Genomic DNA, 25,637 nt, shown 5'->3' on the forward strand with positions numbered 1-25,637 from the left:
ACGCCGCCCCGCGGGGACATATGGAAAACTGTCATTCGAAAACCTCCCGGTCTTCATTGCCGGACTTGGGCTTATAGGTGAATCGCTTTCGCGCGCCAAGCACCAATTTTTTCAACTTCGCGTGTTTGCGACATGGGTGAGGCGCGCCTGCAACAGTTGCCTCAGCGATCCCGGAATCGATTGGTGATCGGATAGCGGCGGTCCCGGCCGAAATTCTTCCTGGTGACCTTCACACCCGGAGCCGATTGCCGGCGCTTGTATTCGGCGATGTAGAGAAGGTGCTCGATCCGCTCGACTGTCGCCCGATCGTGACCGCGCTCCACGATTTCATCGACGCTCATCTCGTTCTCCACGAGGGATTCCAGAATATCGTCGAGAACCGGATAGGGCGGCAGCGAGTCCTGGTCGGTCTGGTTTTCACGCAGTTCGGCCGACGGCGCCTTGCTGATGATGTTGACCGGAATGACCTCGCCCGATGGCCCGAGTCCACCGGCCGGAACGTTCTTGTTGCGCCACTCGGACATGGCGTAGACCTGCATCTTGTAGAGGTCCTTGATTGGATTATACCCGCCGTTCATGTCGCCATAGAGTGTGGCATAGCCGACCGACATCTCCGACTTGTTGCCCGTCGTCACTACCATCGAACCGAACTTGTTGGAGATCGCCATCAGGATTGTACCGCGGGCGCGGCTTTGCAGGTTTTCCTCGGTGATCCCTTCCTTGGTGCCTGCGAAAATCGGGCCCAGCGCTTTGAGAAACCCTTCTACCGGCTCGAAGATCGGCACAATGTCGTAGCGGCAGCCGAGCATGCGGGCGCAATCCTCGGCATCCTTCAGCGAATCCTTCGACGTATAGGCATAAGGCATCATCACCGCGCGCAAGCGTTCTTCGCCCAAGGCATCGACGGCAAGCGCGGCGCAGATCGCCGAATCGATGCCGCCGGAAAGCCCGAGCACGACATCCTTGAAACCGTTCTTGTTGACGTAGTCGCGCAGGCCAAGCATGCAGGCGCGGTAATTGGCCTCCTCGCCTTCTGGGATACGCGACATCGGACCTTCGCCGCACGACCAGCCATCTGCGCCACGCTTCCAGGTCGTCACCATCAGTTGCTCTTCGAACTGCGACATCTGGAAGGCCAGATTCTTGTCGGAATTGAAGGCAAAGGAGGCGCCGTCGAAAATGAGATCATCCTGGCCGCCGAGCTGATTGGCGAAGATAAGGGGCAACCCCGTCTCGATCACCTGGCGCAGCGCCACCTGATAGCGAACGTCGACCTTGCCGCGATAATAGGGCGAGCCATTGGGAACGCAGAGTATCTCCGCGCCGCTCTCCGCCAGCGTTTCGCAGACACCGAGATCACCCCAGATATCCTCGCAGATCGGAACGCCGATCCGCACGCCGCGGAAGTTCACCGGCCCCGGCATCGGACCGGCCTGGAACACGCGCTTCTCGTCGAACTCGCCATAATTCGGCAGGTCCACCTTGAAACGCTCGGCGATGACCCTGCCCTCATCCAGCACCATGACGGCATTGTGCAGGCCCGATGGTCGTTTCAACGGAATCCCCATAATCACACCCGGACCGCCATCCGCCGTATCGGCGGCAAATTCGTTCACCGCCTTCTCGCAGGCATCAATGAACGAACGCTTCAGAACAAGGTCTTCCGGCGGATAGCCTGAGATAAATAGCTCGGTGAAGAGGATCAGATCGGCGCTCTGCCGCGCTGCATCGGCCCGCGCCTCACGGGCTTTGGCAAGATTCCCTTTGATATCGCCGAGCACGGGGTTGAGCTGAGCGATAGCGATGCGGAGAACGTCAGTATTTTTGCTCATAGTGAACATATATCGTTTCGTTGCAGGCAAAACAAGGCGAGCGCGCTCTTCCTAGGCAAAAAACACGCTCCAGAGCGTATAGAGCCAGACGGCGGCCACAAGGATAACCGAGATGAGCACGGCGAGCGATCCACAATCCTTGGCGATCTGGATCTCCCTGTGAAAATCAAGCGAAACGGCATCGCAGGCAGCCTCGATGCCGGTATTGAGCACCTCGATCAGGATCAGGAACAGCACCGATCCGGTCAATAGCAGAAAGGCAAGTCCCGAAGGCGCAATGAAGGCGGCAACCGGTATCGAGATGAAGAAGAGAGCGAGTTCCTGTTGAACCGCCTTTTCATGCATGGCCAAATGTTTCAAAGCCCGCATGGAATTGATGAATGCCAGTACCAGCCGATGCATGCCCACCCTCATTTGTCTGCACAAGCTTTAGAGCGAGTTCGGCTAAGGTCAATCCCCGGGCGTTTCATTGACGGCTACGACAACGCCCCCGCCGCTCTTCTCGTATTGGGGCAGATGATCCTCGATGGCATAGTAATCGCCCTTATCGGCGACGAAGATATGGCATGCGCCTCGCAGACTGGTTGGCTCCTCGAATGCGCCGGCCATGACGGAAATATGATCGAGATCGCGATGCTTCCAGAACAGCGCCGAACCGCAATTCCTGCAAAAGCCCCGCCGCGCGAAAGCGCTCGCCTCGTACCAGCTGACGTTCTCTTCGCCCGAAATGCTGATCGCATCGTTCTCAACATTGGTCGCAGCATAAAAATGTCCCGACTGCTTGCGGCATTGCGAGCAATGGCAATAGACGACCCCGCGCAGTTCCCCCCTCGCCTCAAAATGGACCCTGCCGCAAAGGCACGATCCTTTATGCGTTTCCCTCATGCCCATACCTCCCAATGATTGGCGGATTCCAGTTATTTTTTCGGCTCGGGCTTCTTTGAGCGGGCAGCCGCCACAGCAAGTACGAAGGCGCCGAACACCGCCGACAAGAGCGAGCCAAGGAGCACGCCGAGCTTCGTCTCGTCCTGCAGCAGCGGCGACTTGTCATAGGCGAGAAGGCCGATGAACAGGCTCATGGTGAAGCCGATGCCGCACAGGATCGCGACGCCATAGATCTGCACCCATGTCGCTCCAGGCGGGCGTTCGGCAAGACGAAGCTTGATCGCCAGCCAGGCAAAGGCGAAGACGCCAAGCTGCTTGCCGATGAAGAGGCCAGCCGCAACGCCGATCGGCACGGGATCGGCAAGGTTTGACAGCGATACACCGCTGAAGGACACACCGGCATTGGCGAAACCGAAGATCGGCACGATGATGAAGCCTACCCAGGGCTGGATGGCATGTTCGAGTTCGACGAGCGGCGAATCAGCCTCGCCGCGCTTGCCTTTCATCGGAATTGTCAGCGCGAGGAGAACACCGGCGATCGTTGCGTGGATGCCGGACTTGAACACCAGAATCCAGAGGATGACGCCGAGAACGAGATAGGCCCAGAGCCGCACCATGCCGAGATAATTCATGGCGACGAGAATGGCGAATACCGCCGCCATGCCGGCGAGCGCCGGAACATTCAGGCCTTCGGAGTAGAACAGCGCGATGATGATGACCGCACCGAGATCATCGATGATGGCAAGGGCGGTCAGGAAAACCTTGAGCGAGAGCGGCACGCGCGCGCCGAGCAGCGAGAGAACGCCGAGCGAAAAGGCGATATCCGTCGCCGAAGGAATTGCCCAGCCGCGAATGGTGGCGCCCTCATTGAAGAACAGAAAGATCAGCGCGGGGACCATCATCCCGCCGACTGCCGCAAAGCCTGGCAAAGCGCGCCGCGACCAGGTGGACAATTGTCCGCTGATCATTTCGCGCTTTATTTCAAGCCCGACAAGCAGGAAGAAAATCGCCATCAGGGCGTCATTGATCCAATGGAGGATGCTGAGCCCGCCGACGTAAGTCTTGAGAAAACCGAAATAATCTTCGCTGAGCGGTGAATTGGCGATGATCAGGGCAAGAGCCGCAACCGCCATCAGAATGATGCCGCCAGCAGCCTCATTCTCCATGAACGAACGGAACGACGCAGTCAGGCGGATTCGGCGCGTGGGTTTTATGTCCATGCAGACTTGATAGAATCCTGAAACGGAAAACTCCAGTCCCGAAATCCGCCTTTCCCGCGTTGGTTGCGTGGCGGGCTACTGCGCCAGCCCGATCTGCTTCATGAAACTCAAATTGTCCCAGAAAAGATATTCCTCGTCCATCACGGCGGCGGGCGTCCAATGGCCAAGCGTCGCCATCGTCAGCTTGAACGGCTTGCCGGTGGGCGCGATGGACTTGCCATCGGGTGTCGGCATCGGTTTGGTGAACGTGCCTTCCATCACTCCAATCACGCCGGTCCACTGGCCTTGGCCGAACCGCACCGGGTGCACATTGATATGCGTATCCGGCGCATAGACGAATATCGCCTTCAATTCCTCGACGTGATCGTGAAGCCCCTTCGTCGTGTGACCATCGGGATAGTGGACGAGAATATCGGCAGCGTGGCTTTCGCCCAGGCGATCCCATTTCTGGTTCGTATAGACATCGAAGTCGAGCGTATCGAATGTTTTCAGATTGGTGTCCGTCGTCTTCTCGGCATTCTGATATTTGGCGAGTTCTTCCATGAGGGCGGGAAGAGCCTTTTCCGCAGCCTTTGCGGGATCTTCTGCATATGCTTGAGCTGGCAGTCCGATCGTCAATGCAGCGAAGGCAACAACAATATAGTTGTTCATGGCTGAATTCCTTTTCTGGAAATATTTCAAATTGAAATCGTCAGTATTGGCCAAGCCAAAATCGTCAGCCTGCCGTGACGTACGTTATATAAACAAAGGGCGGCCATAAAGACCGCCCCTTCGGGAATAGTGGCAGACAGTGCGTCGCTCAGGCGTTGACTGCCAGCTTCTGCGGGTGGCTGTCGCGCTCCTTCTTCAGAAGCTCGGCGACGAGGAATGCCAGTTCCAATGCCTGGTCGGCATTGAGACGCGGATCGCAGTGCGTGTGGTACCGATCCGAGAGGTCGTCCGCCGATATGGCGCGGGCGCCGCCAGTGCACTCCGTGACGTTCTTGCCGGTCATCTCGATATGGATGCCTCCGGGATAGGTCCCTTCGGCATGATGAACTGCAAAAAAGCTCTCGACTTCCTTGAGGATACGGTCGAAGGGCCGCGTCTTGTAGCCATTGGCGGTGATCGTGTTGCCATGCATCGGATCGCAGGACCAGACGACATTGCGACCTTCCTTTTGTACCGCGCGGATCAGCTTGGGCAGATGGTCGCCTACCTTGTCATGGCCGAACCGGGCGATGAGGGTAAGGCGCCCTGCTTCGTTGGCCGGATTGAGCAGGTCGATCAGGCGGATCAGATCGTCTGGCTCAAGCGTCGGGCCGCATTTCAGGCCAAGCGGGTTCTTGATGCCCCGGCAGTACTCGACATGCGCGTGGTCTGCCTGACGTGTGCGATCACCGATCCAGATCATGTGGCCGGACGTGCCGTACCAGTCACCGGAGGTGGAATCGACGCGGGTCAGCGCTTCTTCATAGCCGAGCAGCAAGGCCTCGTGGCTGGTATAGAAATCCGTCTCGCGCAGTTGGGCGTTGGTTTCCGAGGTGATCCCGACGGCGCGCATGAAGTCCATCGTATCGGCAATGCGGCGGGCCAGCTTGCCATAACGCTCGCCCTGCGGGCTGTCGGAAACGAAGCCGAGCATCCACTGGTTGACGTTTTCGAGATTGGCATAGCCGCCCTGCGCGAAAGCGCGCAGCAGGTTCAGCGTAGCGGCAGACTGGCGATAAGCCATCTCCTGACGCGCCGGGTCCGGGATACGGGCCTGCTCGGTGAATTCGGTGCCGTTGATGATATCGCCGCGGTAAACGGGCAGCTCAATGCCATCCTTCGTCTCCGTGTCGGCCGAGCGCGGCTTGGCGAACTGGCCGGCGATACGGCCGATCTTCACCACCGGCTGCGACGCTCCGAAGGTCAGGACAACGGCCATCTGCAGGAAGACGCGGAAGAAGTCGCGAATATTGTCGGCGCCATGCTCGGCAAAGCTTTCGGCGCAATCGCCGCCCTGGAGCAAAAATCCCTCTCCGCGCGAGACTGCGGCCAGCTGCTTTTTCAGCTTGCGCGCTTCACCTGCAAAAACGAGCGGCGGATAGGTACGAAGACGGGCCTCGACATCGCTCAAAGCCTGAGCGTCCGGATAAAAAGGCATCTGCTTTACCGGTTTGCCTCTCCAGGAAGTCGGTGTCCAGTTCTTCGTCATTATTGCACCCTGTTATGACCTTCGATATCGGTTGTAATTGATTGTGTTTTCCCGGGCTTTGCCGGAGGCGCTCATATAGTCCAATTGCTGCAGATATACCAGTCCCGTCGGCAACAGCGGACAATATCAAGCGAACATGCCCATGGACATACGGGACGCCCCTCTCAGGAACCGACATTTGAGCGTTCGGAGGGTCATTATAGCGTCTGCCATAACGTGTTGATTATGGCCTATGGGCAAGGGAAGACGCGATCGATTACACGATGAAGCGGTTCCTGCAATCTCTACTCAAGTACCTCGATTGTGTATTCTCGGGGAATGGTGGACGTCGCAGTAAACCACTCCGACGCGCGGGTTCGTTGCTGATGAAAATCAAAGGCAGCGCGATCTACAAAAAGCTCCTCCACCCGCCACACCAGAGCATCATCGGTCTGCAACACATCAAAAGAGATGCAGCCTGGCTCGGCCCTGGTAAGTCGAAGGTGGTCGGGAAGATAATCGATGACAAGCGCAACATCGTGCATCGATGCGCATCGCAGGAAGCCAGAAAGTCTAACCGCGTCTGTTCTGTTATCCATAATATTCCATCCATTTACGGCAGCGATTTCATCGTGCTGCTGCCCTTAGCCAGCCGGTTTCAAGGTCAAACAGGTCTTGAGTGTACCAACGTCAGCGTACCGTTTGATTTTCGCTTTTACATCAATGAGTGCGGCGTGGCTCTAGAGCCGAGAGACATTAGTTTTTAAGTTCGCGTGTTGCCAGTTGCGAAAATCACCATTGTCGGCAGCGCCGTTTTGATTTACGTTAACGTCAAGGTAAGATCTGGGAGGATCGATGAAGGATATACGTTTTCTGGCGGCGGACGGCTTTCCGCTGCACGGTCATCTGTATGAAGGCGGCGGCGAAGAGCCGGCCGTCCTGATTTCGTCTGCAGCCGCCGTCCCTGACGCAATCTACCGGCATTTTGCCGCCCATCTCATCGATCTCGGCGCATCCAAGGTTCTTACCTACGACTACCGCGGCGTCGCCCGCTCCGAGGCTCCCAGCCGCTGGAAATCGCGCCTCAACCTCAAGGATTGGGGCGTTCTCGACTTTCCCGCCGCTGTTGATGAACTCAGGCGCCTCTCGGGATCGCGCCCCATGGTCGGTATCGGCCATTCCTATGGCGGCGTTGCCCTCGGTCTCAGCAACCGGTCTGCGAGCTTCGAGCGATATGCACTGCTGGCGTCCTTGTCCGGCTACTATCGCAATACGGCGCAGCCCTGCGCCATGTACGCCAAGATGAACCTTGTCGGAGTGCCGCTTACAATTCCCTTCGGCAAATTGCCCAAATGGGGCGGGCTCGGCGAAGCCGTGCCGGGCACGATATTCCGTGACTGGGCCCGCTGGTGCCGCAATCCGAACTTCCTGTTCTCCGACCCTGCGGTTCCAGAAGCGCAAAACTTTCAGAAGGTGACGATCCCCCTCCTCTCGGTTGGCATCACCGACGATGTCTGGGGAACGCCCCGCGCGGTCGAAAGCCTGCTGCGCCGCTTCGACAATGCCTCCGTTCTGCACGAGATGTGGTATTCCCCGGCAAGTTCGGACGGCGCGCCGATCGGTCATCTCGGTTTCTTCCGCAAACACCAGGCCAATAAACTGTGGCCGGCCGTGACGGATTGGCTGCTTAACGCCAAGGTTCCGGATGGGGCGGCGTTGCGGCCGGAAATGCGCGCCGCCTAGGCCTGCCTTTTGACGCGAGCCGCCGCAGCCCGAGTGCGGTCAATCGACACGTTTCCCATCGACCACGCGGTAGCTCGGCCTGTACATCGTCACCAGTTCTTCGGAAGCTGTCGGATGCACCGCCATCGTCCTGTCGAAATCATCCTTGGTGCAGCCTGCCTTGATCGGAATGGCGAGGAGCTGCGCCATTTCACCGGCGTCCGGCCCGAGTATGTGCGCGCCGATAACCCGGCGTGTCGCTGCATCGACGATCAGCTTGGTCAGCATCTTGTCCTTGGCGCCGGATAGCGTGTTGCGCATCGGGCGGAACAGGGCGCGATAGACTTCGAGCTCTTTGTATTCCCTTGCAGCGTCCGCTTCGCAAAGCCCGACCGTGCCGATCTCGGGCTGCGAGAAGACGGCAGTCGCAATGTATTTATGGTCAGGTTTGGTTGGATTGTTCTTGAAGGCCGTTTCGAGGAAGCACATCGCCTCGTGAATGGCGACCGGCGTAAGCTGCACGCGGTTGGTCACGTCGCCCACCGCCCAGATATTGTCTTTGGTCGTGCGCGAATAGGCATCGACCTTGATCGCGCCGAGTTCGTCGACCTCGACGCCGGCTGCTTCAAGGCCAAGCGACTTTGTGTTCGGCACGCGCCCGATGGCGAGCATCACCTGGTCGGCTTCGATGCTGTCGCCCGAGCCGAGCTGCACGGCGAGCCTTCCGTCACCCGAACGCCTGACCTCCTTGATCATCTCGACGCAGCGAATGCGAATACCCTTCTCGGTCATCGATGCATGCAGCAATTGCCGCAAATCATGGTCGAAGCGCGAAAGGATTTCCTTGCCGCGGTAGATGAGGGTCGTTTCAACGCCGAGGCCATGGAAAATATTGGCAAACTCGACGGCAATATAGCCGCCGCCTTCGATGACGATGGCTTTCGGCAGTTCGGCAAGATGGAACGCCTCGTTGGAATTGATGCAGAGATCATGTCCCGGCAACGCCGCATGCGGATTGGGATGACCGCCCGTGGCCACAAGAATTTGATCCGCTGTCACCCGCTTGCCGGTCTTGAGGATCTCGATCGTGTGGTCATCGATCAGTACAGCCCGGCTGTCATGGATCTCGACGTTGGAATTGTCGAGCCCCAGCCGGTAAAGGCCTTCGAGGCGGGCAATTTCGCGGTCCTTATTGGCAATGAACGTCGGCCAGTCGAAGCTCGCCTCCCCGACGCTCCAGCCATAGCCGGCCGACGCCTCGAAATGTTCCGGAAATTGTGACGCGTAGACGAAGAGCTTTTTCGGCACGCAGCCGCGGATGACGCAGGTGCCGCCCATCCGGTATTCTTCGGCAAGGCCGACTTTTTTGCCCATGGCGCCCGCAAGCCTACCGGCGCGCACGCCGCCCGATCCGCCTCCGATAACGAAGAGGTCATAATCAAAGCCTGTCATGGCAAGGCACTCCGAATCTGCTGAGGTTCATTGCATATGGGTTCTATCGCGGTGTCTTGAAAGAACAAAGCCCGGCGCTGGGGCCGGGCTCTGTGGAAAGTTTCAAACGGGGCGACGCCGTTACTGCTTCGGCTTTGCCGGCGTCTCGGCCTTGGCAGGCGCCGGCGCATTGGCTGGCGCCATCGTCGCAGCGGTTGCCGCAATCTTCTCGGCGACAGCCTGCGCGAGGTCGCGGGCGACGCCGCGCTGCCAGATCGAGGCGGCCTTGTTCACCTCACGCGTCACGATCGGCCCTTCCGAAAGGAGCTTGAGGCCGGCCGGGGACGTGTAGAAACCGGTGATGGCGTTAAGTTCCTCTTCAGTGAAGGAGACCGCATAGGCACGGGCGGCTTCGTTCTCAAGGTCGGCACGGCGCGCTGCGAGCTTGATCGCCTGCTCGTCGACGGCAGAACTGATCACCGATTCGAGATTGGGATCTTTCTGGATAAGCTCGGCCTTGAGGCCGCGCGCGGCATCGGGAAGGATCGAGTCGAACATGTCAGTCGCCTTGATGGCGGCCACCGCTGCACGGGCAGCTGCGAGATGCGAAGGGGTGATTTCCTGAGCTTGTGCCGAGCAGAGACCGCCCAGCACGATCGCAACAGACAAGGGTGCAATCAAGCGGCGAAAGCCAGATGCAAGGTTCATGAGTTTATCGCTCCGTTTTCGTTGTCAGTGTGCGGATGCCGTCAGCGCCAGCTAGAATGGCCACGCGCGCCAGATCCAGAAAAAGTCCATGCTCCACCACGCCGGGAATGGCGTGCAAAGCGAGTGATAAGGCTCTTGTATCCGGAATGCGGCCAAAAGATGCATCCAGGATCAAATGCCCGCCGTCTGTAACAAATGGTTCGGCTCCCGTCATCCTCAATGTAAGTGGCCCCGACAGATCGAGTGAGGATGCAGCGCGCTCGATGGCAATCTTCGTCGCCGCTAGCCCGAAACGATTGACCTCGACAGGCAGAGGAAACGCGCCGAGTGCTTCGACAAGCTTGGTTTCGTCGGCAATAACCACCATCCGCTTGGAGGCGGCAGCAACGATCTTCTCACGCAGCAGGGCCCCGCCGCCGCCCTTGATGAGGGTCAGCTCGGGATCAACCTCGTCCGCGCCGTCTATCGTCAGGTCAAGTTCTGGCGTCTCTTCGAGCGTCGTGAGCCTGACGCCAAGTTCGCGGCAAAGCGCGGCCGTGCGCTCCGACGTCGGCACGCCAATGACATCAAGACCGTCCTTGACCCGCACCGCGAGCAGCCGCACGAATTCCTCCGCGGTCGAGCCCGTGCCGATGCCGAGCCGCATGCCGTCCTCGACATAGGTCAGCGCCTCGGCCGCGGCCTTGATCTTCAATGTTTTGGCATCCATCGGTGGTGCGCCTTCTTGTAGCTTTGACTTGATATGGCTTTGCCTTGACACTGGGCTCCCTAACACGTCAGACGATCGGGTCAAGGCTCATTGCCGGATTTATCCCGGCCTGATTATCGTACATGCATGCATCAGGGCACCGAACACACAATTTATCGCAACCTTCGCTCCGAACCGCGAATGCCACAGGAAAAAATATGCCTCAGCCAATCGTTGTTTTCGACCTAGACGGAACCCTGGTGGATACGGCCCCTGATCTACTCGACAGCCTCAATCATTGCCTTGAAGCCAAGGATATGGAGAAAATCGATCCCGTCGCGCTGCGCCGCTATGTCGGCCATGGCGGCCGCGTCATGATCGAGCGCGCCTTCGAGGCGCAGCAGAAGCATTTAAGCACGGAAGAACTCGACCGGCTGGTCGATATCTTCATCGAGCACTACGGTATGCACATGCCGGGTCGTTCCGCGCTTTATGAAGGTGCCGAACAGGCGATGGAACAGTTGGCCGAAGCCGGCTATCTCCTCGCCGTCTGCACCAACAAGTTCGAGGGGTTGTCGGTCAAGCTTCTGGATGGGCTTGGCCAGACCTCGCGCTTCGGCGCTATCTGCGGCGGGGATTCATTCTCCTTCCGCAAGCCTGATCCGCGTCATCTTATCGAGACCATCCGCAAGGCGGGCGGCGATCCGGAGCGCGCCGTCATGATCGGCGACAGCCGCACCGACATCGATACGGCCAAGGCGGCAGGCATTCCTGTCGTTGCCGTCGACTTCGGCTATTCGGACTTGCCAGTTTCTGCTTATGATCCTAGCCGCATCATTTCGCATTTTCGCGAATTGAAGGTGGAACTCGCAAATGAGTTGATCGGGTCGGTGGATGCATGACGCAAGCAGCCTGCCGGAACAAATGAAGACCAGGCACGTTTAAGTTTCCGAGATAAAAGGCCGTTTTGGCCGAAATCTGCGTATTTCTTACTTCTATGAAACGTGTGCGAGGCACTGCGTCTCGCAAGGAGGAGAAATTGAAGAAACTGACCTCAGTACTTTCTGCCTTGGCAATGGTTGGGGGCATGGCGACTGCCACAAACGTTCCTGCCTACTCTGCACCACTTGCGCCGGTGACGATTGAAACCGGCAACGCCAACATCGATCAGGTCCAGTACCGGCGCCATTGGCGCGGCGGTGGCTGGAACGGCAACCGTGGTTGGTATCGTGACCGCGGCTGGAGCGGACGCCCATATTGGCGCGGTGGCGGCGGCTATTGGGGCGGCTATCGCGGCTACGACTACTATCGCCCGGGCTACAGATATTATAACGGGGCATGGTTCCCGCTTGCAGCCTTTGGAACCGGCCTGATCATAGGCAATGCTTTCAGCGCGCCGCCTGTCTATCGCTACGGTGGACCTGTCTATAGGACTGGCGGATCTCACGTGCGGTGGTGCTATGACCGCTACCGCTCATATCGCGCCTACGACAATAGTTTTCAGCCCTATTCCGGGCCGCGCCGCCAGTGTGTTTCGCCTTACTGATCATTCGCCTTACTGATCAAAGGAATCGGGGTGATTCATCAGAGCCCGGGACCAAAATCCCGGGCTTTCTTTCGGTTATCCCATCTGCAGCCCATGGATTAGACGAAAGTAGTCTTGCGCTTGCCTCTGCCGTGATGCAGTTGCCTAATTTTTAATCCGGCCGCCCGGCCACAGCCTTAAACGATGGATTGTGCTTGCTTTTTTCGATGAACCCGCTTGAATGTCCCTTATATGAAGGGGATTTTGAGTGAAGCCATTTGACGAGATGATCAAAATAGGCGGCGACGTTCGACCGCCCTATGAACAACTGAAATGCTGGCTCGACACCCAGAACCCCGAGCGGTTGGCGCAAAAAGCCCTTGATGCTGAAAACGTTTTCCGCAAAACGGGTATCACATTCGCCGTCTACGGCGACGAAGAGGCAGCCGAGCGCATCATACCCTTCGATATCATCCCGCGCATCATCACCGGCAATGAATGGCGTCGCCTGTCGCAGGGCATCGAACAGCGTGTGATGGCGCTCAACGCCTTCCTCGACGATATTTATCATCGCCAGGAGATTATCCGTGCCGGACGCATCCCGCGCGAACTCTTCACGCACAACGATGCCTACCTTCCGGAAATGGTCGGATTTCGTCCGCCTGGCAACGTCTACACGCACATTATCGGCGTTGACATCGTCAGGACACAGGAGAACCAGTTCTACGTTCTCGAAGACAATGCCCGCACGCCTTCCGGCGTTTCCTACATGCTGGAAAACCGCGAAACCATGATGCAGCTCTTCCCGGAGCTCTTCCAGCAAATCAAGGTTCGCCCCGTCGAAACCTACCCAAAGCTGCTCAGGCAATCGCTGGCCGCAGTAGCGCCGCCCGGATGCAAGGGCCCGCCCACGATCGCAGTCCTCACTCCTGGTATTTTTAATTCCGCCTATTTCGAACATGCATTCCTAGCCGATCAGATGGGTGTTGAACTCGTCGAAGGCAGCGATCTCAAGGTGGAAGACGGCAAGGTTGTCATGCGGACCACCGAAGGCAATCGCGCCATCGACGTGCTTTACCGGCGGGTGGACGATTCCTTCCTCGATCCCCTCACCTTCCGCAGGGATTCCGCGCTTGGCGTGCCCGGCATCATGGATGTCTACCGTTCGGGAAACATCACGATTGCAAACGCGCCCGGCACCGGGATCGCTGACGACAAGGCGCTCTATTCCTATATGCCGGAGATCGTCGAGTTTTATACGGGCCGCAAGGCAATTCTCGAAAACGTGCCGACGCATCGGTGCTCCGAGCCCGACACCCTTAAATATGTGCTCGAGAATCTTGCCGATCTCGTCGTCAAGGAAGTGCACGGTTCGGGCGGTTACGGCATGCTGGTCGGTCCGGCTTCCACGAAGAAGGAACGTGAGGTCTTCGCCGCCAAGCTCAGCGCCAATCCGAAGAACTACATCGCCCAGCCGACGCTGGCGCTTTCGACGACGCCGATCATGACCGAAAAGGGCCTCGCCCCGCGCCACGTGGATTTGCGCCCCTTCGTCCTGGTCTCCGACCGCATAAGGATCACACCCGGAGGCTTGACACGGGTCGCGCTCAAGGAAGGTTCGCTCGTCGTCAACTCCAGCCAGGGCGGGGGCACGAAAGACACATGGGTGCTCGACGACTAGCATTTTGATCAAGAGCCGCCGAAGACGGTTCCACAAGAACGAGGGATGATACTGGAAAATGCTGCTCGGCCGAACCGCAAATGGTCTTTACTGGATGTTCCGCTATATCGAGCGGGCGGAAAACATGGCTCGGCTGATCGACGCCGGTTTGCGCATGGCCCTGACCAAGACCTCCGATGCCCCTGAAGAATGGTCCTCCGTACTGATGAGCGCTGGCGTCAAGATCGGCTACGACAGCAAGTACACCGAATACAATGCCGGCCAGGTGTCGGACTTCCTGCTGCGTGACCTCAACAACCCGTCGAGCGTGATGTCTTGCGTGGAGACGGCGCGGCTTAATGCCCGCATGGTGCGCACCGCCCTGACGCGCGAAGCCTGGGAGAGCGTCAACGAGACGTGGATGATCCTGAAATCCACGCTCGCCAACCCGATACCGGAAACCGACCTGCCGCGCGTCCTCGACCAGATCAAGCGCGAGACAGCGATCATCCGCGGCGCGTTTCATGGGACGATGCTGCGCAACGAAATCTTCAATTTCGCCCGTATCGGAACGTTCATAGAGCGCGGCGACAACACCGCCCGCATCCTTGACGTCAAATATTACGTGCTCCTGCCTTCGATCTCCTATGTCGGCACGACCCTCGACAATTTTCAGTGGGAATCGATCCTGCGCTCGGTCTCGGCGCACCGTTCCTACCGCTGGGTCTATGATGTCGAATACAACCCCGTGAACATTGCCGATTACCTGATCCTCAACTCGCGCATGCCGCGCTCGCTCAACTTCTGCTATTCAAACATCGTCGACAATCTGAGATTTCTGGCCAACGACTACGGCCGCCGCCACGCCTGCCATGACATGGCGGAAGGCATCATGACCCTGTTGCAGGACAATGATATCCGGACCATATTCGACAGCGGCCTGCACGAGTTCCTGAGCGACCTCATCTATCAAACGAACAGCTTGAGCACGAAAATTGCTGAAGCCTACAACTTCGATTGAAGATCATGCTTCTCAACATCCAGCACATTTCCAGCTATCATTATGACGCTCCCGTACATTATTCGGTTCTGCGGCTGCGCATGCATCCACAAAGCGGACCGGGCCAGAAAGTCATCGACTGGTCTGTGCAAGTGGAGGGAGCGACACAAGAGGCAAATTACCGCGACGGTTACGGCAACCGCACCATGCTGATCCGCCTGCAGCGCGATACAGAACGCCTCGTCATCCGTGCCATGGGCCAGGTCGAGACCGAAGATAAAGCTGGCGTGCTCGGCAAGGTCTATAACTTCATGCCGATCTGGCTCTACGAACGCGATACCGCTCTGACCAAGGCCGGAGATGCGATCCGCGCTCTCGCCGCCGATCTCGACAGCAGCCTCGAGCGGCTGCCTCTCATGCATCAACTCATGGGTGTGCTGAACCAACGGGTCGCCTACACGCCGGGTTCGACGACGATCACGACGACGGCAGAAGAGGCGCTGCTTAACGGCAAGGGCGTATGCCAGGATCATACGCACATCTTTCTTGCGACGGCGCGCCTGCTCGGCATCCCCGCCCGCTACGTCTCTGGCTACCTGATGCTCAATCACACGATTGAACAGACGGCGAGCCACGCTTGGGCGGAGGTGCATATCGACGGGCTTGGCTGGGTCGGTTTCGACGCCGCCAACGATCTGTGCCCGAATGAGACCTATGTGCGCATCGCCTGCGGGCTGGATTATCGCGAGGCGGCGCCGATTTCAGGTATACGCATGGGGCCCGGCATTGAATCACTTGCCGTCGAGGTTAATGTGGAGCAGTAATCGGCTCTGGCTTTTAGAATCTGGGATTGATTATGACCTATTGCGTGGGGCTCAAACTAGACCGCGGCCTCGTGTTCATGTCCGACACGAGAACCAATGCGGGTGTCGACAATATTTCGACATTCAAGAAAATGTACACCTGGGCCAAGACTGGCGATCGGGTCATCACCTTGCTATCGGCCGGCAATCTTGCCACCACGCAGGCCGTCATCAGCATTCTCAACGAACGTACCAAGATGCCGTCCGAACGGGCGCCCAGCATCTACGACATGCCGTCAATGTTCCAGACCGCCCGCCTCGTCGGCGATACAATCCGCCACGTCATCGACGAGGTGGGCGCCAGTGGGCAGCGCGCCGATTCGTTCGGCGCCTCGATTATCCTCGGCGGCCAGATCAAGGGCGGCGATCCGCGCCTGTTTCTGATCTACCCCGAAGGAAACTTCATCGAATCGACGCCGGATACGCCATTTTTCCAGATCGGCGAGCACAAATACGGCAAGCCGATCATCGTCCGCTCCTATGATCCGGCCATGACCTTCGAGGAAGCGACCAAGCTGCTTTTGGTTTCATTCGATTCCACGCTGAAATCCAATCTTTCCGTTGGCCTGCCGCTCGATCTGCAATTCTACCAGGCCGACAGTTTCAGGCTTGGTTTCGAACGACGCGTGGAACGTCACGATCCCTATTATGAAATGATTTCAGATGGCTGGTCGCAGGCCTTGAAGCTTGCGCTGCAAAGCCTGCCGCCCTTCGAAATCGAGCCCAGGGGACATTAGGTCAGAGCTTCGCCGTCTGCGCGGTGACCGGACTTGACTCACGCACCGCCCGCGTCTTGTCGATCGCCTTCTGTAGATAGGCGTCGCGCTCATAGACATCGTCGTAAAACTTGATTTCGCCCGTTGCCGCATCCGGCCAGGCGGTGAAGTACGAGACATAGACCGGCAGCGGGTTGGCGACCTTTACGCTGCGCTCGTTCTTGCCGAAATACGGCGTCAGGTCCGCGACCGACATGCCAAGCACGGCTGCAGCCATGTCGCGCGGGTGTTCAAGACGGATGCAGCCATGGCTGAGCGCGCGCATGTCCCGCTTGAAATAGGACTTCGCCGGCGTGTCGTGCATGTAGATATCGTGGCTATTGGGGAACAGGATCTTGAGTTCGCCGAGAGCATTGTCGAGGCTCGGCTTCTGGCGAATGCCGACGCCGCCACCGTTGGCGGCAACCTGCGACCAGTTCACCGCACTTGACGGAATGACGCGTCCCGACTTGTCGTAGACCTCGTAGCCGCTGCTTTCGAGATAGGACGGATTGTTGAGGATTTTCGGCATCATCTCGTTGAGGATGATCGAGCGCGGCACGCCCCAGGAAGGATTGAAAACAACGGTTTCGATGGTGTCGTTGAAGAAGTAGGTCTGGTTGGTCGGCGATCCGACGACGATATTCATCGCCAGCTTCTCGGTGCCGCCATCGAAATACTGGGCGCGAAAGGCCGGCTGATTGACGAATACATAACGGTGGCCGAAATCATGCGGCAGCCAGCGCAACCTCTCCATGGAATAGACGATGCGGTCGCGCTTCGACGTGTTCGATTCAGCCTGAAGCGCTCCGATCGTGCTGGTGCCGATCACGCCATCCGGCTTGCGTCCCTGATCACGCTGGAAATCCTTGATGGCCTCGACGAGGCTCTCGTCGTAGACGCTGGCATTCTCGTGGGCATCGAGGACGGCCTCGTGCGTGAGAAGATAAGATTTCGGCGCCTTCGCCTTGATCAACGTCACCACATTGCGCAATTCCGGATTGTCGTCGCCCGGACGGATCTTGGTGCCGGGTGCGACGCGGACGGTCGGCTCCGACGCATCGCCAAGCGCGGCGAGGCTCTGTTTCAGTTCGGCGTACCATTTGCTCTGTGGTGCAAAGCCGGCGAGCACCACGGCCGGATCGCTGGCGGTGGCAAGCTGATTCATCACGTCGCGGGGTTGCACGCGGTCCACAGCAAAATCATGAAAGCCGCTGAGGCGGTTCGGATTGATGCGGCCGTCGCCCTGATCCATCGCATAGCGAAGTGCGCGCGCCGACAGCGTCAGCTCGAAATCCGCGAGTTCTTTCAGCCGGGCCGGGATATCGCTGCGGTCATAGTCGTCTGAGGGCATCTTGACGGCATAGTCGGCCGGATCGAGCCCCTCTTCGCCCGCCTTGGCAAACAGCGCCATGACGGCCTTTGCCTTGGGGCTGACATCATAGGAAGCGGTCCAGATCGGCTGCTGCTTGGCGGAATAATAGGAGACGACAGCATCAGCAATGTTCTTTTCCGCCAGGACATGCGCTTCCTTGAAGTGGTCGAGCTTTAGCCCGAAACGCTCCATCTGCGGTGGCGACACAATGCCGTGATCCGCGGACGCCGTCAGTTGCGGATCAACCTTAGAGAAGTCGATCTGAGTTACCTGCTCCGGCTTATAATCGTAATTTGTCGGTGCGGTGACAGTCACGCGCTTGATCGGTACGGATGGGCGCCTTGCCTCTCCTGGCGCCTCGCCCGGCCGAAGCGCGCGTGGCTGGACGACTGGCTGCGACTCGACGCGGCGCTGGCCGAACAACAGCTCCATCAGATTGTTTGCGGCAGATGCCGGCGACAGCGGAATGGTTGTTGCCGAAAGCATCGCAGCCAAAAAGATCGCACGTTTTTTGGAATAGGAATTCATGATGTCCGCCCGGATGGTACTTGCCCACGGGTGTATCATGGGCCGGCCTCTGATTTGGTGTTCGGCCAGTTTCATCGCATCCTATTTAGAATCTTTTAACAATGCCCATCGATCGTTTGATTATTCTTGGACGGCACAATTTTGCCCCGTGTGCCGATTTCGACACAGGCGATTTTTCACGGTGGCGAAGCAGAAATAACCCGCCGACACGGCGTATGGTGGTGTCAGTGCGGCCGAATTGCCGGCTCGCGCCTCAAGCCCTTTTCAGCAAGTTCGTCTAGATAGGACTGCCAGCGGTCGTCCTTGTTGCGCCCGAGTTCAATCAGGTAATCCCAGCTAAATAAACCTGTGTCATGCATGTCATCGAAAATGATTCGGACGGCATAATTGCCGACGGGCTCCATTTTCATGATCGCGACATTGATCTTGCCGGGCACCGTAACGCGCTGCTCAGCCGAGTGCCCCTGCACTTCGGCCGACGGCGAAGCAACCCGCAGAAATTCGGCGGAAAGAATGTAAGTCTCGCCATTGTCGAAGCTGACCGTCAGCGACCGGCGGTCCTTGGCAACACGCAATTCTTTCGGCCAGGCACTCGTCATGGTGTATAATCCTCAACATTCGCCACCCTTGTGTAGCATGCGCAAGGCGGCCTGCAAGTCGGCGTATAGTTTTCATTGAAACAGCATGCTAGCGGCGATGACTGGACAAGCAAGCGGCCGCACCTTATCTCTCCTTCAGGAGGAAGCTCGTGGATCACGTTTCACTGCTCGAAAGACCCGGCATTCAGGCACCAATGGTCGACCCATTCGGTCGAACGATCAGCTATTTGCGGGTTTCGGTGACGGACCGCTGCGATTTTCGCTGCACTTATTGCATGTCCGAGCACATGACATTCCTGCCGAAGCGGGATCTGCTGACGCTCGAGGAACTCGATCGCTTGTGCACGGCCTTCATCGAGCGCGGCGTCAGGAAGCTGCGGCTGACCGGCGGCGAGCCGCTTGTCCGCAAGAACATCATGCATTTGATCGGCGAATTGTCGCGCCACCTTCGCTCCGGCGCGCTGGAGGAGTTAACCCTGACGACGAACGGCTCGCAGCTGGCACGCTTTGCCGCCGAGCTCGCCGATCACGGCGTCAGGCGCATCAACGTATCGCTCGATACACTCCATCCGGACAAGTTTCGTCAAATCACCCGCTGGGGCGATTTGGGCCGCGTCATGGAGGGTATCGATGCGGCACAGGCTGCCGGCATCAAGATCAAGCTGAACGCGGTTGCACTCAAAGGTTTCAACGATCACGAAATACCTGAGATGATCCGCTGGGCCCATGGCCGCGGCATGGATCTGACATTGATCGAGACGATGCCTATGGGCGAGATCGATCTCGACCGAACGGACCAATATCTGCCACTGTCGCTGGTGCGTTCGAAACTTGCCGAAGAATTCACGCTGCATGACATCGCCTACAAGACCGGCGGTCCGGCGCGCTATGCGCAGGTCGAGGAAACCGGCGGCCGCATAGGCTTCATCACGCCGATGACCCACAATTTCTGCGAGAGCTGCAATCGTGTCCGCCTCACCTGTACCGGCACGCTCTATATGTGCCTCGGACAGGAAGACGCCGCGGATTTGCGTGCGCCGCTGCGGGCATCCGAAGGCAACGGCCTTCTCGACGATGTCATCGACGAGGCCATCGGCCGCAAGCCCAAGGGTCACGACTTCATCATCGATCGCCGCCACAACCGCCCTGCTGTCTCCCGCCATATGAGCGTTACCGGCGGCTGATAATTCCGAATGCGCGGATTGATATAGGCTGATATATCAATCCTTGCGATTCCGGAGGAGGATCGCTGCAATTTCGGATAGAAGTCTTGGCATTATCTCCCAATCTGCGCGGCGCGATTTACATGGCCATCGGCATGGCCAGCTTCACCTTCAACGACGCGACGGTGAAATATGTCGGCGAACATATGAATATGGGCCAGGTCATGCTGGTGCGCGGCTCGATCGCCACCGTGCTCATCCTGGCGCTCGCATGGCACAAGGGCATGCTCATTCCGCTCCGCGAGGCGCTGCACAGGATGACCATTGTCAGGGTGATCGGCGAAGTCGTTGGAACCGTGAGCTTCCTCGTCGCGCTTGTTCATGTTCCGCTGGCGCTGACCTCCGCAATCCTGCAGGCGCTGCCGCTTGCCGTTACCATGGGCGCGGCGATTTTCTTCGGCGAGCCGGTGGGCTGGCGCCGCTGGGTCGCCATCGCTGTCGGTTTCTGTGGGGTGCTGATCATTGTGCGTCCAGGCGGCGAAGGCGTCAGCCCCTATATCCTGCTCATCGTCGTCACCGTCATTTTCGCGGCGCTGCGCGACCTTGCCACGCGCAAGGTGCCGAAGACCATCCCGGTGCTCATGATTTCGGCGCTGACATCCATCGGCGTATCGCTTGCCGGCGTTGCCATGATCGGGCCGCTCGGCGGCTGGAAGCCGATGTCATTGATGAATACGATGCTGCTGACGCTTGCGGCCTGCTGTGTCATCGTCGCCTATCATTTTCTCATCCTCGCCATGCGTGAAGGCGAGATCTCGTTCATCGCCCCGTTTCGATATACCAGCCTGCTCTGGGCGATCCTCCTCGGCTTCCTGTTCTTTGACGACCTGCCCGATGTCCCGATGATTGTCGGGTCGCTCATTGTCATTGGCAGCGGACTCTACACGCTCTACCGTGAGCAGATCGTCGGCCGTATGAAGCCAGTCGAAATTGCGGCGGCCGCGGCAAGAACATCGCCGGATGGAGTTTAGCGGTGCGCATTGCAGGCATCATTCTCGCCGGGGGCCAGTCGCGCCGCATGAATGGCCGGGATAAGGCCATGCTGCCATTCGGCGATCGCCGGCTCATCGACCATGTTCACGAGCGCTTGTCGCGCCAGGTCGAAACGATCGCCCTCAACAGCAACGCCGATACCGCGGGCTTCGCCGACCTCAATGTTCCGGTGATTGCCGACGACATTCACGGGTTCGCCGGCCCTCTCGCCGGCATCCATGCGGGCATGGAATGGGCGGCAGCACAGCCGCTCCCGTTCTCGCACATTCTTTCCGTCGCCACCGATACGCCCTTCTTCCCCGATGAGCTTTTGGCCAGGATCAGTCAGACGATCCTTGATGCAGACCGCCACATAGGCATTGCAGCCTCGGGCGGCCGGGTTCACCCTACCTTTGGCCTTTGGCCGGTGTCGCTGCGATCCGATCTGAAGCACTGGCTCGACGATCCTGCCAATCGCAGGGTTACCGCTTGGCTGCAACGGCATCCGCACCGGGTTGTGGAATTTCCGCTCGTCAGGGCGCGGACAGGCGATCCATTCGACCCGTTCTTCAATATCAATACGCCAGCAGATATCGCGGCTGCGCGACAGCATTGGAAGACAGCGGAATGAACCCTAGCGATCACCGCATTTTCGGCATTACCGGCTGGAAGAATTCCGGCAAGACGACGTTGGCGGTCAAGCTCGTCAGCGAACTTGTCAGGCGCGGCTGGAAAGTGTCGACGGTAAAACATGCTCACCATGATTTCGATATCGACAAGGAGGGCACCGACTCATGGCGCCACCGGAAAGCGGGCGCCGGAGAGGTCGCCATCGTTTCCGACCGGCGCTGGGCGCTGATGCATGAATTGTCGGAAGAAGCGGAACCCACCCTCGCTGAAATCATCGCCCGCTTCGCCCCCTGCGATCTCGTCCTTGTTGAAGGGTACAAGCGTGAGCACCACAAGAAAATCGAAGCGAGAAGGCTGGATGCCCGATCGACGGATCCCTTGTCGACCGACGACCCGACCATCGTCGCAATTGCCAGCGATCATGCGATCAGCGGCGAGACGATCCCCGTTTTTGATCTCGATGACATTGCCGGCCTTGCCGATATGATCGAACGTGAAATGCAACTTTCGCGCGATCCGAGTTAGAAAATGCCGTTTCAACCGAAACGCGCGCAACAAAAGTATCAGATGCCAATTTTAATGCGATTGGGCTCGCCGGATTTGCGCGCCAGCGAACGATTCCCGGTTGCAATTCTTCAAAAACTAGTGGGAATATCGCGCCAGGAGCAGTAACAGCTGCGACTTGCCCGGAAGGCTGTTCAAAAAGAAACAGGGGAACAGCCGGGCCATAATAGAGAGGTTCAAATATATGCGTATCACCAAGCGTCTGGCACTTGCGTTTTCCGCTGCAGCCATTGCTTTCACAATGGGTGCGGCCCACGCAGAGGACGCCCTGAAACTGACGATTGCTTCCGAAGGCGCTTATCCGCCCTTCAACAACCTCACCCCAGATGGCAAGCTCGTAGGCTTCGACATCGATATCGGCAATGCGCTGTGCGAAGAAATGAAGGCGCAGTGCACCTGGGTATCACAGGACTGGGACGGCATGATCCCGGCTCTGCAGGCCGGCAAGTTCGATGCGATCATCGCGTCCATGTCGATCACGCCCGAACGCCTCCAGAAGGTAGATTTCTCCAAGAAGTACTACAATACGCCCCCCGGCATTGCAGTTCCGAAGGATTCCGACGTCAAGGACATCACTCCGGAAGCACTGAAGGGCAAGACCCTCGGCGTTCAGGCTTCGACCAGCCATTCAAACTATGCGCAGTCCAAATATGCCGGTTCGGAGGTGAAGATGTATCCGACTGCCGATGAGTACAAGCTCGACATTTCCAACGGCCGCGTCGATGCGGTCATGGATGACGTGGTCGTTCTCGGCCAGTGGCTCGATAGCGATGCGGGCGCATGCTGCAAGCTCCTTGGCACGGTCACGCCTGACCCGGCGATCCACGGCCCAGGTGCCGGCGTAACCGTCAAGAAGGGCAACACCGCCCTCGCCGACAAGTTCACTGCCGCGATCGCAGCCATTCGCGCGAATGGCAAGTACAAGGAAATCAACGACAAGTACTTCAAGATCGACGTTTACGGCGGCGAGAACTGAGCCGTTTGACCTGACATAAAAAGGTGAATGGCGGTCAGCCGCCATTCACCGATCTTCCAAGAATGACGGGCAGGCCGGACTAAAGGGCCTTGGGGAATTGCCCGCGAAAAAGAAAGTCGCCTATGGAAGGCTCAATAGCATTACTCGGTTTTGGCGAGGGCGGATGGGGCCCGAGCATTGCCAGCGGTGTCCTCGTGACGGTAAGTTTGGCGCTGGCGACACTGCCCGTGGGGCTGGTGATCGGTTTCTTTGTTGCCCTTGGTAAGCAATCGCCCGAACCGTCGGTCAGGCTTGCCTCCAACATGTACACGACAATATTCCGCGGCCTGCCCGAACTGCTCACGCTGTTCGTCGTCTATTTCGGTGCGCAGATCGGTATCCAGAAACTCGCGGTGCTTGTCGGCTATACCGGTACCGTTGAAATCAATTCGTTTATCGCCGGCATGTTCGCGCTTGGCGTGGTGTTTTCTTCCTATGCCAGTGAGGTGTTCCTCTCGTCGTTTCGGGCAATCCCGAAAGGCCAATATGAGGGCGGCTATGCCATCGGCCTTTCAAACGGCCAGACGATGCGCAAGGTCATCCTGCCGCAGTTGATCCGTATCGCGCTGCCTGGCCTTGCCAACCTCTGGATGATCCTTCTCAAGGATACAGCGCTCGTTTCCGCCATCGGCCTTGCCGACATATTGCGCCAGACTGGCGTTGCGGCCCGGGTAACCAAGCATGCTTTCCTGTTCTTCGGCACAGCCTGCATGATCTATCTTGTCCTCGCTGTCGTCTCTTCCTTCTTCATTGACGGCATTGAGCGCTGGGCTGCCAAGAGCGGGGTGAAGCGATGACCCAGACCTTTATCAACGCGCCGGCGCCGACAACGACAACGATGCGCCCGCCTGCCCCACCCCGGCGCTGGACGAAACCACGCATCATCGGTAACGCGCTGGTGGCGCTGTGGGCCGCTCTGATCCTCGGCCTTGTATTTTACCTTTATACCGCCTGGGATCCGGAGGTCATCGGGAAATATGCGCCGAGCTACTGGGCCGGTCTGAAAACAACGATCGGCCTTGTCACGGCGTCGATCATCCTTGGCGCGATTCTGTCGGTACCGGTTGTCCTAGGCCGGTTGAGCAAAAACCGCATTATCGCGTCGATTGCCTATGGCTATGTTTATTTCTTCCGTGGCACGCCGCTGATAGCGCAGGTGTTTTTGATCTATTACGGCCTCGGTTCATTCAAGCCGTTTCTGGAGGCGATCGGCCTCTGGGTCTTCCTGCGTGAGGCCTGGTACTGCGCTTTGCTCGCCTTCTCGCTGAACACTGCAGCCTACCAGGCGGAAATCCTGCGCGGCGCCATCAGAAGCGTCCCACTTGGCCAATGGGAAGGTGCCGCATCACTCGGCGTCTCGAAGTTCGTCACCTTCCGCAAGGTGATCCTGCCGCAAGCACTGATCGTCGCCTTGCGTCCCTATGGCAATGAAGTGATCCTGATGATCAAGGGCTCGGCTATCGTCGCGCTGATCACGGTCTACGACCTGATGGGCTATACCCGCCTTGCCTATTCCCGCACCTTCGACTTTCAGGCCTATCTCTGGGCAGCCATCATCTATCTTATTTTGGTGGAAATCCTGCGCCACGTATGGGATTGGATGGAGCGACGCATCACGCGCCATCTCATCCGATAAACTCCCGTGCAGAAGTGATTTCCGGCCATGTTGAAGATTTGGGGTCGCATCAATTCGACCAATGTCAAGAAAGCGCTATGGGCCGCCGAAGAAGTCGGCGTCGCCTATGAGAACATCCCCGCCGGCGGCGCCTATGGAATCGTCGCCGATCCCGAGTATCGGGCCAAGAACCCCAACAGCCTCGTGCCGACGCTTGAGGATGACGACCTCGTGCTTTGGGAAAGCAATAGCATCGTGCGCTATCTTGCCGCCAAGTACGGTCAATCGTCGCTCTTAACGGCCGATCCAGCGGCAAGGGCGCTTGCCGAGCGCTGGATGGACTGGCAGATATCGACGCTGGCCGGACCATTCCGGCCCGTTTTCTGGAACACGGTTCGCCTGCGGCCCGAGGAACAGGATCACGCGGCAAAAGCCAAGGGCGTTGAAGAGTGCTCACGGCTCTTCGCCATTGTCGACGCAGCGCTGGCGCGCAGCCCCTACCTGTCAGGCGAGACGCTCGGCGTCGGCGATATTCCGCTCGGTTGCGTTGCCTATGCCTGGTTCGAAATGCCGATCGAAAGGCCCGACCATCCCAACCTTGCCGCCTGGTATGAACGGCTGAAACAGCGCCCGGCCTATCAGAAGTCCGTGATGACGCCTCTGACTTGA

The 25,637-nt window shown here is 58.3% G+C and carries 27 protein-coding genes; 15 read left to right on the forward strand and 12 right to left on the reverse strand.

What is annotated here, in order from left to right:
- Positions 1–161: 161 nt before the first annotated feature.
- The 7 genes from BM074_RS11155 to BM074_RS11185 form a co-directional block, all read right to left on the reverse strand.
- Positions 162–1,832, reverse strand: coding sequence for an NAD+ synthase (locus tag BM074_RS11155; protein ID WP_091922433.1), 1,671 nt, complete (start codon positions 1,830–1,832; stop codon positions 162–164).
- Positions 1,833–1,883: 51 nt separating this feature from the next.
- Positions 1,884–2,234 (reverse strand): diacylglycerol kinase, encoded by a 351-nt coding sequence (locus tag BM074_RS11160; protein WP_091921996.1) that lies wholly within the window; start codon positions 2,232–2,234, stop codon positions 1,884–1,886.
- A gap of 48 nt (positions 2,235–2,282) precedes the next feature.
- Positions 2,283–2,717, reverse strand: a complete 435-nt coding sequence (locus tag BM074_RS11165; RefSeq protein ID WP_091922434.1) for a GFA family protein — start codon at positions 2,715–2,717, stop codon at positions 2,283–2,285.
- A 32-nt stretch (positions 2,718–2,749) separates the two neighbouring features.
- A complete protein-coding gene (gene nhaA, locus BM074_RS11170) occupies positions 2,750–3,937 on the reverse strand; it encodes a Na+/H+ antiporter NhaA (RefSeq protein ID WP_027231689.1) in 1,188 nt (395 codons plus the stop codon).
- 75 nt (positions 3,938–4,012) lie between these two features.
- Positions 4,013–4,588 carry an ester cyclase gene (locus tag BM074_RS11175; RefSeq protein WP_091921998.1) on the reverse strand — a complete coding sequence of 192 codons (576 nt, stop codon included), beginning with the start codon at positions 4,586–4,588 and terminating at the stop codon, positions 4,013–4,015.
- A 148-nt stretch (positions 4,589–4,736) separates the two neighbouring features.
- Positions 4,737–6,116, reverse strand: coding sequence for a class II 3-deoxy-7-phosphoheptulonate synthase (locus BM074_RS11180; RefSeq protein WP_027231691.1), 1,380 nt, complete (start codon positions 6,114–6,116; stop codon positions 4,737–4,739).
- A 284-nt stretch (positions 6,117–6,400) separates the two neighbouring features.
- Complete coding sequence (locus BM074_RS11185) at positions 6,401–6,694, reverse strand: putative quinol monooxygenase (RefSeq protein ID WP_091922000.1); 294 nt, start codon at positions 6,692–6,694, stop codon at positions 6,401–6,403.
- A gap of 256 nt (positions 6,695–6,950) precedes the next feature.
- Between BM074_RS11185 and BM074_RS11190 the strand changes: the two genes are divergently transcribed.
- Positions 6,951–7,838, forward strand: a complete 888-nt coding sequence (locus BM074_RS11190) for an alpha/beta hydrolase family protein (protein ID WP_091922002.1) — start codon at positions 6,951–6,953, stop codon at positions 7,836–7,838.
- A 39-nt stretch (positions 7,839–7,877) separates the two neighbouring features.
- Here the strand turns inward: BM074_RS11190 and gor are convergent, their stop codons facing one another.
- The 3 genes from gor to rpiA form a co-directional block, all read right to left on the reverse strand.
- Positions 7,878–9,269, reverse strand: a complete 1,392-nt coding sequence (gor, locus tag BM074_RS11195) for a glutathione-disulfide reductase (protein WP_091922004.1) — start codon at positions 9,267–9,269, stop codon at positions 7,878–7,880.
- A 120-nt stretch (positions 9,270–9,389) separates the two neighbouring features.
- A complete protein-coding gene (locus BM074_RS11200) occupies positions 9,390–9,956 on the reverse strand; it encodes a DUF2059 domain-containing protein (protein WP_091922006.1) in 567 nt (188 codons plus the stop codon).
- A gap of 4 nt (positions 9,957–9,960) precedes the next feature.
- Positions 9,961–10,665, reverse strand: a complete 705-nt coding sequence (gene rpiA, locus BM074_RS11205; RefSeq protein WP_027231696.1) for a ribose-5-phosphate isomerase RpiA — start codon at positions 10,663–10,665, stop codon at positions 9,961–9,963.
- 197 nt (positions 10,666–10,862) lie between these two features.
- On the opposite strand from rpiA, the gene BM074_RS11210 reads away from it, so the two are divergent.
- The 6 genes from BM074_RS11210 (at position 10,863) to BM074_RS11235 (ending at position 16,429) form a co-directional block, all read left to right on the forward strand.
- The gene (locus tag BM074_RS11210; protein ID WP_091922008.1) at positions 10,863–11,546 is read left to right on the forward strand and encodes an HAD family hydrolase; all 684 of its coding nucleotides are present in this window, start codon (positions 10,863–10,865) and stop codon (positions 11,544–11,546) included.
- Between the two features lie 173 nt (positions 11,547–11,719).
- Positions 11,720–12,190, forward strand: a complete 471-nt coding sequence (locus BM074_RS11215) for a BA14K family protein (RefSeq protein WP_091922010.1) — start codon at positions 11,720–11,722, stop codon at positions 12,188–12,190.
- 247 nt (positions 12,191–12,437) lie between these two features.
- The gene (locus BM074_RS11220; RefSeq protein ID WP_091922012.1) at positions 12,438–13,850 is read left to right on the forward strand and encodes a circularly permuted type 2 ATP-grasp protein; all 1,413 of its coding nucleotides are present in this window, start codon (positions 12,438–12,440) and stop codon (positions 13,848–13,850) included.
- Positions 13,851–13,908: 58 nt separating this feature from the next.
- On the forward strand, positions 13,909–14,850 hold the full coding sequence (locus tag BM074_RS11225; protein ID WP_091922014.1) for an alpha-E domain-containing protein: 942 nt from the start codon (positions 13,909–13,911) through the stop codon (positions 14,848–14,850).
- A gap of 5 nt (positions 14,851–14,855) precedes the next feature.
- Positions 14,856–15,653: a transglutaminase family protein gene (locus BM074_RS11230; protein WP_091922436.1), complete on the forward strand. Its 798-nt coding sequence runs from the start codon at positions 14,856–14,858 to the stop codon at positions 15,651–15,653.
- Between the two features lie 32 nt (positions 15,654–15,685).
- A complete protein-coding gene (locus BM074_RS11235) occupies positions 15,686–16,429 on the forward strand; it encodes a proteasome-type protease (RefSeq protein ID WP_027231702.1) in 744 nt (247 codons plus the stop codon).
- Between the two features lies 1 nt (position 16,430).
- On the opposite strand, the gene BM074_RS11240 is transcribed toward BM074_RS11235, so the two are convergent.
- On the reverse strand, positions 16,431–18,350 hold the full coding sequence (locus tag BM074_RS11240; protein ID WP_091922016.1) for a L,D-transpeptidase family protein: 1,920 nt from the start codon (positions 18,348–18,350) through the stop codon (positions 16,431–16,433).
- A gap of 224 nt (positions 18,351–18,574) precedes the next feature.
- Entirely contained in the window at positions 18,575–18,949 is a 375-nt protein-coding gene (locus BM074_RS11245) for a gamma-butyrobetaine hydroxylase family protein (RefSeq protein ID WP_091922018.1), read from the reverse strand.
- A gap of 194 nt (positions 18,950–19,143) precedes the next feature.
- Here BM074_RS11245 and moaA point away from each other — a divergent pair, with 194 nt between their 5' ends.
- From moaA to BM074_RS11285, 8 genes are all read left to right on the forward strand, one after another.
- Positions 19,144–20,133 carry a GTP 3',8-cyclase MoaA gene (gene moaA / locus BM074_RS11250; RefSeq protein ID WP_091922437.1) on the forward strand — a complete coding sequence of 330 codons (990 nt, stop codon included), beginning with the start codon at positions 19,144–19,146 and terminating at the stop codon, positions 20,131–20,133.
- A gap of 86 nt (positions 20,134–20,219) precedes the next feature.
- The gene (locus tag BM074_RS11255) at positions 20,220–21,143 is read left to right on the forward strand and encodes a DMT family transporter (RefSeq protein ID WP_162737169.1); all 924 of its coding nucleotides are present in this window, start codon (positions 20,220–20,222) and stop codon (positions 21,141–21,143) included.
- A gap of 2 nt (positions 21,144–21,145) precedes the next feature.
- The gene (gene mobA, locus BM074_RS11260; RefSeq protein ID WP_244532818.1) at positions 21,146–21,775 is read left to right on the forward strand and encodes a molybdenum cofactor guanylyltransferase MobA; all 630 of its coding nucleotides are present in this window, start codon (positions 21,146–21,148) and stop codon (positions 21,773–21,775) included.
- The gene (mobB, locus tag BM074_RS11265; protein WP_091922022.1) at positions 21,772–22,299 is read left to right on the forward strand and encodes a molybdopterin-guanine dinucleotide biosynthesis protein B; all 528 of its coding nucleotides are present in this window, start codon (positions 21,772–21,774) and stop codon (positions 22,297–22,299) included. The genes mobA and mobB overlap by 4 nt, the downstream gene beginning before the upstream one ends.
- A 223-nt stretch (positions 22,300–22,522) precedes the next feature.
- Entirely contained in the window at positions 22,523–23,314 is a 792-nt protein-coding gene (locus tag BM074_RS11270) for a transporter substrate-binding domain-containing protein (protein WP_027231709.1), read from the forward strand.
- Positions 23,315–23,436: 122 nt separating this feature from the next.
- Complete coding sequence (locus BM074_RS11275; protein ID WP_027231710.1) at positions 23,437–24,150, forward strand: ABC transporter permease; 714 nt, start codon at positions 23,437–23,439, stop codon at positions 24,148–24,150.
- A gap of 41 nt (positions 24,151–24,191) precedes the next feature.
- Positions 24,192–24,989, forward strand: coding sequence for an ABC transporter permease (locus BM074_RS11280; RefSeq protein WP_091922440.1), 798 nt, complete (start codon positions 24,192–24,194; stop codon positions 24,987–24,989).
- A 27-nt stretch (positions 24,990–25,016) separates the two neighbouring features.
- Positions 25,017–25,637 carry a glutathione S-transferase family protein gene (locus BM074_RS11285; protein ID WP_027231712.1) on the forward strand — a complete coding sequence of 207 codons (621 nt, stop codon included), beginning with the start codon at positions 25,017–25,019 and terminating at the stop codon, positions 25,635–25,637.

Origin of the sequence: Phyllobacterium sp. CL33Tsu, from assembly GCF_900113985.1 — a bacterium.
Taxonomy (GTDB): domain Bacteria; phylum Pseudomonadota; class Alphaproteobacteria; order Rhizobiales; family Rhizobiaceae; genus Phyllobacterium; species Phyllobacterium pellucidum.

Coding starts and splice junctions, on each gene's coding strand:
- BM074_RS11155 (WP_091922433.1), bottom strand. CDS start 1,832: ATGAGCAAAAATACTGACGTTCTCCGCATCGCTATCGCTCAGCTCAAC.
- BM074_RS11160 (WP_091921996.1), bottom strand. CDS start 2,234: ATGCATCGGCTGGTACTGGCATTCATCAATTCCATGCGGGCTTTGAAA.
- BM074_RS11165 (WP_091922434.1), bottom strand. CDS start 2,717: ATGAGGGAAACGCATAAAGGATCGTGCCTTTGCGGCAGGGTCCATTTT.
- nhaA (WP_027231689.1), bottom strand. CDS start 3,937: ATGGACATAAAACCCACGCGCCGAATCCGCCTGACTGCGTCGTTCCGT.
- BM074_RS11175 (WP_091921998.1), bottom strand. CDS start 4,588: ATGAACAACTATATTGTTGTTGCCTTCGCTGCATTGACGATCGGACTG.
- BM074_RS11180 (WP_027231691.1), bottom strand. CDS start 6,116: ATGACGAAGAACTGGACACCGACTTCCTGGAGAGGCAAACCGGTAAAG.
- BM074_RS11185 (WP_091922000.1), bottom strand. CDS start 6,694: ATGGATAACAGAACAGACGCGGTTAGACTTTCTGGCTTCCTGCGATGC.
- BM074_RS11190 (WP_091922002.1), top strand. CDS start 6,951: ATGAAGGATATACGTTTTCTGGCGGCGGACGGCTTTCCGCTGCACGGT.
- gor (WP_091922004.1), bottom strand. CDS start 9,269: ATGACAGGCTTTGATTATGACCTCTTCGTTATCGGAGGCGGATCGGGC.
- BM074_RS11200 (WP_091922006.1), bottom strand. CDS start 9,956: ATGAACCTTGCATCTGGCTTTCGCCGCTTGATTGCACCCTTGTCTGTT.
- rpiA (WP_027231696.1), bottom strand. CDS start 10,665: ATGGATGCCAAAACATTGAAGATCAAGGCCGCGGCCGAGGCGCTGACC.
- BM074_RS11210 (WP_091922008.1), top strand. CDS start 10,863: ATGCCTCAGCCAATCGTTGTTTTCGACCTAGACGGAACCCTGGTGGAT.
- BM074_RS11215 (WP_091922010.1), top strand. CDS start 11,720: ATGGTTGGGGGCATGGCGACTGCCACAAACGTTCCTGCCTACTCTGCA.
- BM074_RS11225 (WP_091922014.1), top strand. CDS start 13,909: ATGCTGCTCGGCCGAACCGCAAATGGTCTTTACTGGATGTTCCGCTAT.
- BM074_RS11230 (WP_091922436.1), top strand. CDS start 14,856: ATGCTTCTCAACATCCAGCACATTTCCAGCTATCATTATGACGCTCCC.
- BM074_RS11235 (WP_027231702.1), top strand. CDS start 15,686: ATGACCTATTGCGTGGGGCTCAAACTAGACCGCGGCCTCGTGTTCATG.
- BM074_RS11240 (WP_091922016.1), bottom strand. CDS start 18,350: ATGAATTCCTATTCCAAAAAACGTGCGATCTTTTTGGCTGCGATGCTT.
- BM074_RS11245 (WP_091922018.1), bottom strand. CDS start 18,949: ATGACGAGTGCCTGGCCGAAAGAATTGCGTGTTGCCAAGGACCGCCGG.
- moaA (WP_091922437.1), top strand. CDS start 19,144: ATGGTCGACCCATTCGGTCGAACGATCAGCTATTTGCGGGTTTCGGTG.
- mobB (WP_091922022.1), top strand. CDS start 21,772: ATGAACCCTAGCGATCACCGCATTTTCGGCATTACCGGCTGGAAGAAT.
- BM074_RS11270 (WP_027231709.1), top strand. CDS start 22,523: ATGCGTATCACCAAGCGTCTGGCACTTGCGTTTTCCGCTGCAGCCATT.
- BM074_RS11275 (WP_027231710.1), top strand. CDS start 23,437: ATGGAAGGCTCAATAGCATTACTCGGTTTTGGCGAGGGCGGATGGGGC.
- BM074_RS11280 (WP_091922440.1), top strand. CDS start 24,192: ATGCGCCCGCCTGCCCCACCCCGGCGCTGGACGAAACCACGCATCATC.
- BM074_RS11285 (WP_027231712.1), top strand. CDS start 25,017: ATGTTGAAGATTTGGGGTCGCATCAATTCGACCAATGTCAAGAAAGCG.